The organism is Ruegeria sp. (assembly GCF_028066395.1).
GTDB lineage: Bacteria > Pseudomonadota > Alphaproteobacteria > Rhodobacterales > Rhodobacteraceae > Ruegeria.
The window spans coordinates 11,517-19,009 of the sequence record NZ_JALCBM010000014.1; the positions used below are offsets into that span (position 1 = coordinate 11,517).

Sequence of the window (7,493 nt, forward strand, 5' to 3'; positions counted from 1 at the left end):
GGCGCGATGGGGCAGATCAACGATTACATGTGTCTGGACGGGACGATCCCGGTGACGTCGCTGCCGATGGTGCTGCGCCGGATTGGTGAGATGAGTGAGCAATACGGCCTGCCGGTGGGCAATGTGTTCCACGCGGGCGACGGGAATATGCATCCGCTGATCCTGTTTGACGCCAACAAGCCGGGCGATCTGGAGAAATGCGAGGCGTTTGGGGCCGAAATCCTGAAGCTGTGCGTTGATGCGGGTGGATGTCTGACCGGCGAGCATGGGGTGGGGATCGAAAAACGCGATCTGATGCATCACCAATATGCTCCGCAGGACCTTGAGGCGCAGATGGCCGTCAAGGATGTGTTCGATCCCGATTGGTTGCTGAATCCGGCCAAGGTGTTTCCGCTGGACGTGTCCGAGGCGCGTCGGATGGCCGCTGAATAGGGGGCTCTGCCCCCGTCGCGCAGGCGCGACTCCCCCGAGGTATTTTTGAACAGAAGAAGCGATATGAGACCTGAGACAGAGGCCGAACTGGCCAAGATGGTGGCCGGTTTGACCGGGCCGGTGCGGATTGTGGGGGGTGGCACGCGCGGGGTAACCGGGCCGGGTGAGGTGTTGCACACCGATGGGCTGAGCGGGATCACCCTGTATAAGCCGGGCGCGCTGACACTGGTGGCGCGGGCGGGGACTCCGCTGGCCGATATTGAGGCCGCGTTGGCGGCGGAGAACCAGCAGCTGGCATTCGAACCTGCGGATTATCGCGTTTTGTTGGGCAGCACGGGAGAGCCGACGATTGGAGGTGTGGTGGCGGCCAATATCTCGGGTCCGCGGCGGATTCAGGCCGGGGCGTGCCGGGATTTCCTGCTTGGGGTACGATTTGTCGATGGACGCGGACAGGTGATCAAAAACGGTGGCCGGGTGATGAAGAACGTCACCGGCTATGATCTGGTCAAGTTGATGGCGGGGTCCTGGGGGACGTTGGGCGTTTTGACCGAGGTGTCGTTGAAGGTTCTGCCACGGCCCGAGGCGGCGGTGACCTTGGCTGTTGCAGTCGCGAGCGCGGATCAGGCGATAAAAACCCTTTCACAGGCTATGAAATTGCCCTTTGAAGTGTCAGGGGCGGCCTTCGATCCCGAGGAGGGCCGTGCCTATCTGCGGGTTGAAGGGTTTGAGGATTCGGTTGCATATCGCGCTGATCGGCTGCGCACTGCGTTGGGCGGGTCGGGGGACGTGACTGAGAGTGACTTGGCGTGGTCATCCATCCGTGACGTGCGTGGATTTGCTGATCACGGGGGCGATGTCTGGCGTGTTTCCACAAAACCGGGAGACGCAGCAGAGATTGTCGCACGGGCTGGGGCTACGAAAACTCTGTTGGATTGGGGTGGTGGATTGATTTGGGCTCTTGTCCCTGAAGGCGTTGATTTGCGGGCGCGTCTGGGCGCGTTTGACGGCCATGCAACACTGGTGCGCGCCGCGCCAGAGACGTTTGATGCGTTGGGGCGATTTCAGCCGGAAAATGCCTTGATTTCGTCTCTAACACAGGGGCTACGGCAGAAATTCGATCCGCGGGGCATGTTTAATCCGGGGCTGATGAGGTAGAACGATGCAGACGACATTTACCGAAAAACAGCTGCAAGACCCGGCCATCCAACGGTCGAATGAAATCCTGCGGAACTGCGTGCATTGCGGGTTTTGCACCGCGACCTGCCCCACCTATCAGGTGTTGGGGGACGAGTTGGACAGCCCGCGCGGGCGCATCTATCTGATCAAGGACATGCTGGAAAACAGCCGTGTCCCAGATGAGAAGACGGTCAAACATATCGACCGTTGTCTGTCCTGTCTGGCCTGTATGACCACCTGCCCCTCGGGCGTGCATTACATGCATCTGGTGGACCACGCGCGGGAATATATTGAGGCGAATTATAAGCGCCCGCTCTCGGATCGTGTGTTGCGGTGGGTGCTGGCGCAGATTTTGCCTTATCCGATGCGTTTCCGTTGGGCGTTGATCGGGGCACGGTTGGGGCGTCCGTTTCGGTTTCTGATGCCGGATGCGCGGTTGCGGGCGATGCTGGATATGGCGCCGAAACATATCCCTCCGGTCAGTCGCAATGATGACCCGCAAAACTTTGCGGCCAAGGGCGCGCGCAAAAAGCGGGTGGCGTTGATGACCGGCTGCGCGCAAAAGGCGCTGAACACCGACATCAACGATGCCACGATCCGGTTGCTGACCCGGTTGGGGTGTGAGGTGGTTGTGGCCGAGGGCGCGGGGTGCTGTGGGGCTTTGACGCATCACATGGGCAAGACGCGTGAAAGCCATGCGGCGGCAGCGACCAACATCCGCGCTTGGACGCGCGAGATGGATGGAGACGGGCTGGATGCGATTGTCATCAACACCTCGGGCTGCGGGACCACGGTCAAGGATTACGGGCATATGTTCCGCAATGATCCGCTGGCTGCGGATGCGGCGCGGGTGTCGGCCATGGCGATGGATATCAGTGAGTTACTGGTGCAACTGGAGCTGCCGGAAGGCGCCGACAAAGGGATGGTTGTGGCCTATCACGCCGCCTGTTCCCTGCAGCATGGGCAGAAGATCAAATCCCATCCCAAGGATTTGCTGAAAACTGCCGGTTTTACCGTGTTAGAGCCGTTTGACAGTCATCTCTGTTGTGGAAGCGCGGGCACTTACAACCTGATGCAGCCCGAAATTTCGGCCAAGCTGAAGGATCGCAAGGTCCGCACGCTGGAGGCCAAGAAACCGGACGTTATCGCGGCTGGAAATATCGGGTGCATGGTCCAGATCGGCTCGGGCACCGGTGTTCCGGTTCTGCACACCGTCGAGTTGTTGGATTGGGCCACCGGCGGACCCGAGCCGCGTGCCTTGTGGCAGCGCGTAAAGCAGGACGTACCGATCCTGCGCTAAGGCCCCCTTCCCCAGACTGCTCAAGCGGATGTACTGCCCTATTTTCGCCCCACCGATTGCGTAAGACAGATGGTCTGAACTCAGGACCGGAGAGTCGCGTGCGCAACTGGATGACAGCCCTTGCTCTGACTGTGCTGCCGATGACGGCAATGGCACAGGATAGCGGGTTGAAAAGCCTCGATACCACGGATTCCGGCCGTCAATGGATGGCCGTCGGGCGGCTGGATATGGAAGGCACCGGGTTTTGCACGGGGACGCTGATTTCACCCACTTTGGTGCTGACGGCGGCGCATTGCCTGTTTGATCGCAGGACCCGGCAGCGGATCGACCCGGCGAAAATCCAGTTTCTGGCGGGGTGGCGACTGGGCCGTGCCCTGGCCTATCGGGCGGCGCGGCAGGCGGTGATCCATCCTGATTATGAGTTTGACCGCGAAACCTCGGCCGAGCGGGTGCGCCACGATCTTGCGCTGATCGAGCTGTGGCAGCCCGTGCGCAATATCTCGGTCACCCCGTTCGAAACCGGAAACCGGCCCGGGCGCGGGGATGAGGTTGGCGTTGTTTCCTACGCACAGGACCGGTCCGAGGCGCCATCCCTACAAGAGGTCTGTTCCATCGTCAGCCGTCAGTCAGGCGTGTTGGTGATGTCCTGCGATGTCGATCTGGGGTCCTCGGGCGCGCCGGTGTTTTCCTTTTCCGGCGACAGCCCGCGCATCGTGTCCGTGGTCTCGGCCAAAGCCGAGATGAGTGGGCAGAGCGTCGCGCTGGGCACCCCGGTTGAGGGCGCGTTGCAGCTGTTGCAGGCGGAATTGTCCGCCGGACGCGGGTTCGGGGCCTCAACAACTGGGGCAAACAAGAATATAGGGGCGAGGTTTATCAGGCCGTGAAAAGATTTCTACTGACTGCATTTCTCTGTGTGTCCACAGTGACCACCGCCGCACAGGCGCAAAGCGACAAACGCAAGCTGACCGATCGGGACGACCTGTACGGGTGGGAGGCGATCGGGCGGCTGGATGTTGGAACCGAATCCTACTGCACCGGCACCCTGATCGCACAGGATCTGGTGCTGACAGCAGCACATTGTGCGTTGGACAAGAAAACCGGCAATCCCTACCTGCCGGGTGAGGTCACATTCCGCGCCGGTCTCAGCCACGATGAAGCGCTGGCCGAGCGTGAGGTCGTGCAGATCGTGGCGCATCCCGATTACCGCGTTAACGATCCGCTCACGGCGGCCAGTGTGCGGGCGGATGTGGCTCTGATGCGGCTGGATTCGCCGATTCCGCATTCGGTTGCCAATCCATTTGCGCTGCATGACGGGCGGGCGCAGGGCAGGGAAATCAGCATCGCCTCCTACGGGCGCGGGCGGTCCGAGGCGATCACGCGCGAACGGTCCTGTCGCATTCTGCAACGGCAACAGGGGCTGATCAGTTTCAACTGCGACATCACCTTTGGGTCGTCCGGGTCGGCCATTCTGGCCAAAAACGGCTCGCGCTGGCAGATCTTGTCCGTTGTCTCTGCCGTTGGTGTCGATCGCCGCGGCAAGGTTGGCTATGGCATGGAGCTGGACGACATTGTCTCGGAGCTTCGCGCAAAGCTGCGCAGCACCGCGCCGAAACCAAAGGCCGCGATCCGTCGCTTGCAGGTCGGGGCGGACAAGTCCAGCTCGGGCGCGAAATTCATCAGTTCGGGCGGGGGTTGAACTGCGCCAAACCCTTCCCCATGTGATTTGTACCGGATCGCCACAAACGGGGTCCGGCAACATCACCGCCCGTCCGAACGGAGGGCACATAACGTAAATCGCTCAATATATGAGGATTATACCCATGCGTAGTTTTGACTTTGCGCCGCTGCACCGCGCCACCATTGGCTTTGACCAGATCGCAGACATGATGGACCGTGTTCTGACCAATGACGTGGCCCAGCCCAGCTATCCCCCCTACAACATCGAAAAAACCGACGTCGACGCCTATCGAATCTCCGTGGCCGTCGCCGGTTTCGCCGAAGCCGACCTGTCGGTCGAAGTGAAAGAAAACTCCCTGATCGTTGCTGGCAAGAAAGCCGCCGAGGACAAGGACCGCAGCTATCTGCACCGTGGCATCGCCACCCGCGCGTTCGAGCGCCGCTTTGCCCTGGCCGATCATGTGCGCGTCACCGGCGCCAGCCATGAAAACGGCATGCTGAACATCGACCTGAAGCGCGAAGTGCCCGAGGCGCTGAAACCGCGCCGGATCGAGATTTCCTCGGCCAAGGCCATCGAAAAAGACGTGGTCGACGCGCAGGCCGTGAACTGAGGTCTCTGACAAACGCGCGATTATCCACGTCCTCCCAGGATTGTCGCGCCACGCGCGCCCCGCGTTCCTCCAGACGCGGGGCGTTGTCTTTGTGCAGCAATATTCTGGAAATACGGGTTTCTCTTCGGCTAGGCTTTCGGGACAAGCGATTGACTTTGACGGCAGGAAGGAAACGGAACCGATGCGACCCAGAACTTTTCTCACCACCACAGCCTGTGTGCTGTTCACCCTGACAGCGCCCGCAGCGCAGGCGGATGACGCAGGGAAGTTCATCGCCGGAGTGGCGCTTGGGGTGCTGGGTGCCTCGATTGCCGAACATCACCACAAGCACGGGGCGCCCTATCAGAAACACCCCGACGTATCGCCCGAGGAAAACGCTGTTGGCCTGTGCATGCACCGCACCCATACGGCGATGTCCAATCAGGGGTATTACGCCGTGGATTTCGAACGCACCCTGTCCTACACCACAAACGCGGATGGGATCGATTTGATCGATCTGGAGGTCGCTCGTTCGTCCGACGCGTCCGATGCGCGCAGCTATATCAAGGCCCATTGCGCCATTCAGAACGATCAGGTCGTGAACTTTCGGTATTCGAATTACTAGGTCAGCGCGGCCCATCTATCTTTTCCCGCCCGAATTTGCCAATCTGCGCAGGATTTTAGGGCCCAAAGGGATGTAAACAGACGTAACATTCCCTATCTTATTGGGTAGATAAGAAAAATAGGGATAGCAGAGATGTCGAACCAGCAATTCGAAGCGTTGATTCAGGAAACGCAAACCAAGGTCCGCGAAAGCCAGTCACAGATCGAAGGGCTGACCAGCCGGATTGAGGCCGCGCGCGCCAAGATCGGCACGGCCGAGGCGGATATCGACATCGAAAACGCCACTCTTGAGGATGTGCACGCCCATACCGAGGTGATGAACGCCAACATCGCCGAACTGATCATGGGTTTGGACGATGTGACCAACGCGTTCTCCAAGGATTTCGACGAGATGCGCTCGAAAACCGGGTGGGAGTCCTTTGTCGGTATCTTCGCGAAAGGTAAATCCGAGTCGATGCGGCAGGAGCGCATGCGCACTGCCAATATCGATGACAAGCTGCAGGACCTGATCGCCAAGTCGGACGTGATCGTGAAGCTGTTGGAAGGGCAACTGTTCGTGCTGGAAGAACAGCGCGTCAAGGTTGAGGACAACCTGACCGTCACACTGGACGACCGTGAGGCGACCGTGGCTGAACTGGAAGCACTGCGGGCCGAGATTCAGGGCATGGACCCGACGATCATCACGCTGGAAAACAAGATCAGTGTCGAACAGGACGCCGCCGCGCGTACTCAGCTGGAAACCGAACTGGCCGAGCTGAACAAGCAATACAACGCAAAGGTTCAGGAAGAGCAGGTCAAGCTGGCCAAGTCGCAGACCTTGGAGCGCTATATCGAAAAGGGCAAAACTTGGGTCGACTCCCTACAAAATCAGGCAGCGACGCAGATGGTGCTGATCAACAAGCTGCAGACAGACACGCAACAGCGCGTGGTGCTGTATGACGCCCTGACCAAATCGCTGAAAACCGCGCAGCAGCAGGACGTGGCTCACCGCATCAACGAGATCGGCGTGCAGACCGACCAAGAGGCGCAAACGGCCATGGCCGCCATCGGCACCGCGACCAACCAGAAAATGGCCGACATGCTTGAAGCGCATGAGGACCACATGGTCTTTGCCCGCGACGTGCTGGAGAAAAAGGCCAAGGCGGATGAACGCTTTGCCCGCCGGTTTGCCTCGATTGTCGAGAAGCATGATAAGAATTTGTATGGGGGTTGAGGCGCTTGCGGTTTTCAAAACGTAACTTACTCGTCTCCATTCCAATAATTCTCTTCACCTTGTTCTTGTTAGCTTTTGTCATTGGGCTGACTGCAGCAATACCAAATTTGAGTGTCTTTGCGGTTTGGGCGATGCTTGCGGTATCGTTGTACATTGCTTGGATGGTGAACCCTGAAAAATACGGTTTCGTGGAACCAGACCGTCGCATGCCATTTGCAGAAGCGATATGCTCCAGACGTTTGTGGAGGAAATACCGAAAGAAATGGGCGCTTCCGTTTTTGGGCATGCTAATTGGAAGTTCTTTGTTCTTACATTGGGGGCTTCCTTGGAGCGGTGTAGTCGGTCTTTATCTCTTTATTCTCCTCAGCCAGATTGAGGACTGTCGGATGCGATTGGAGCGCACAGACTTACTCGATGACTAACCCCACCCAAGACCATGTCGGCCTGACCGACACCTTCGCCTCGCGCCGCTATTTCCGCA

General features: G+C 59.2%; 8 protein-coding genes. All 8 read left to right on the top strand.

The window, feature by feature from the left end:
- The coding region (locus MPJ51_RS06620) for an FAD-linked oxidase C-terminal domain-containing protein (protein ID WP_298383574.1) at nucleotides 1–432 on the top strand (432 nt) is incomplete at its 5' end.
- A 63-nt stretch (nucleotides 433–495) separates the two neighbouring features.
- Entirely contained in the window at nucleotides 496–1,587 is a 1,092-nt protein-coding gene (glcE, locus tag MPJ51_RS06625) for a glycolate oxidase subunit GlcE (protein WP_298383578.1), read from the top strand.
- A gap of 4 nt (nucleotides 1,588–1,591) precedes the next feature.
- Entirely contained in the window at nucleotides 1,592–2,908 is a 1,317-nt protein-coding gene (gene glcF / locus MPJ51_RS06630; protein WP_298383581.1) for a glycolate oxidase subunit GlcF, read from the top strand.
- Nucleotides 2,909–3,018: 110 nt separating this feature from the next.
- On the top strand, nucleotides 3,019–3,792 hold the full coding sequence (locus MPJ51_RS06635; protein ID WP_298383584.1) for a trypsin-like peptidase domain-containing protein: 774 nt from the start codon (nucleotides 3,019–3,021) through the stop codon (nucleotides 3,790–3,792).
- The gene (locus MPJ51_RS06640) at nucleotides 3,789–4,604 is read left to right on the top strand and encodes a trypsin-like serine protease (RefSeq protein WP_298383587.1); all 816 of its coding nucleotides are present in this window, start codon (nucleotides 3,789–3,791) and stop codon (nucleotides 4,602–4,604) included. Before MPJ51_RS06635 ends, MPJ51_RS06640 begins: the two co-directional genes overlap by 4 nt.
- Before the next feature lie 124 nt (nucleotides 4,605–4,728).
- Entirely contained in the window at nucleotides 4,729–5,196 is a 468-nt protein-coding gene (locus MPJ51_RS06645; protein ID WP_298383590.1) for an Hsp20 family protein, read from the top strand.
- A gap of 181 nt (nucleotides 5,197–5,377) precedes the next feature.
- Nucleotides 5,378–5,800, top strand: coding sequence for a hypothetical protein (locus tag MPJ51_RS06650; protein ID WP_298383593.1), 423 nt, complete (start codon nucleotides 5,378–5,380; stop codon nucleotides 5,798–5,800).
- Nucleotides 5,801–5,932: 132 nt separating this feature from the next.
- Nucleotides 5,933–7,012 carry a hypothetical protein gene (locus tag MPJ51_RS06655; RefSeq protein ID WP_298383596.1) on the top strand — a complete coding sequence of 360 codons (1,080 nt, stop codon included), beginning with the start codon at nucleotides 5,933–5,935 and terminating at the stop codon, nucleotides 7,010–7,012.
- Nucleotides 7,013–7,493: the final 481 nt, after the last annotated feature.

Bases quoted from the DNA above. Each gene is read 5' to 3' on its own strand.
- glcE (WP_298383578.1), top strand. From the start codon at position 496: ATGAGACCTGAGACAGAGGCCGAACTGGCCAAGATGGTGGCCGGTTTG.
- glcF (WP_298383581.1), top strand. From the start codon at position 1,592: ATGCAGACGACATTTACCGAAAAACAGCTGCAAGACCCGGCCATCCAA.
- MPJ51_RS06635 (WP_298383584.1), top strand. From the start codon at position 3,019: ATGACAGCCCTTGCTCTGACTGTGCTGCCGATGACGGCAATGGCACAG.
- MPJ51_RS06645 (WP_298383590.1), top strand. From the start codon at position 4,729: ATGCGTAGTTTTGACTTTGCGCCGCTGCACCGCGCCACCATTGGCTTT.
- MPJ51_RS06650 (WP_298383593.1), top strand. From the start codon at position 5,378: ATGCGACCCAGAACTTTTCTCACCACCACAGCCTGTGTGCTGTTCACC.
- MPJ51_RS06655 (WP_298383596.1), top strand. From the start codon at position 5,933: ATGTCGAACCAGCAATTCGAAGCGTTGATTCAGGAAACGCAAACCAAG.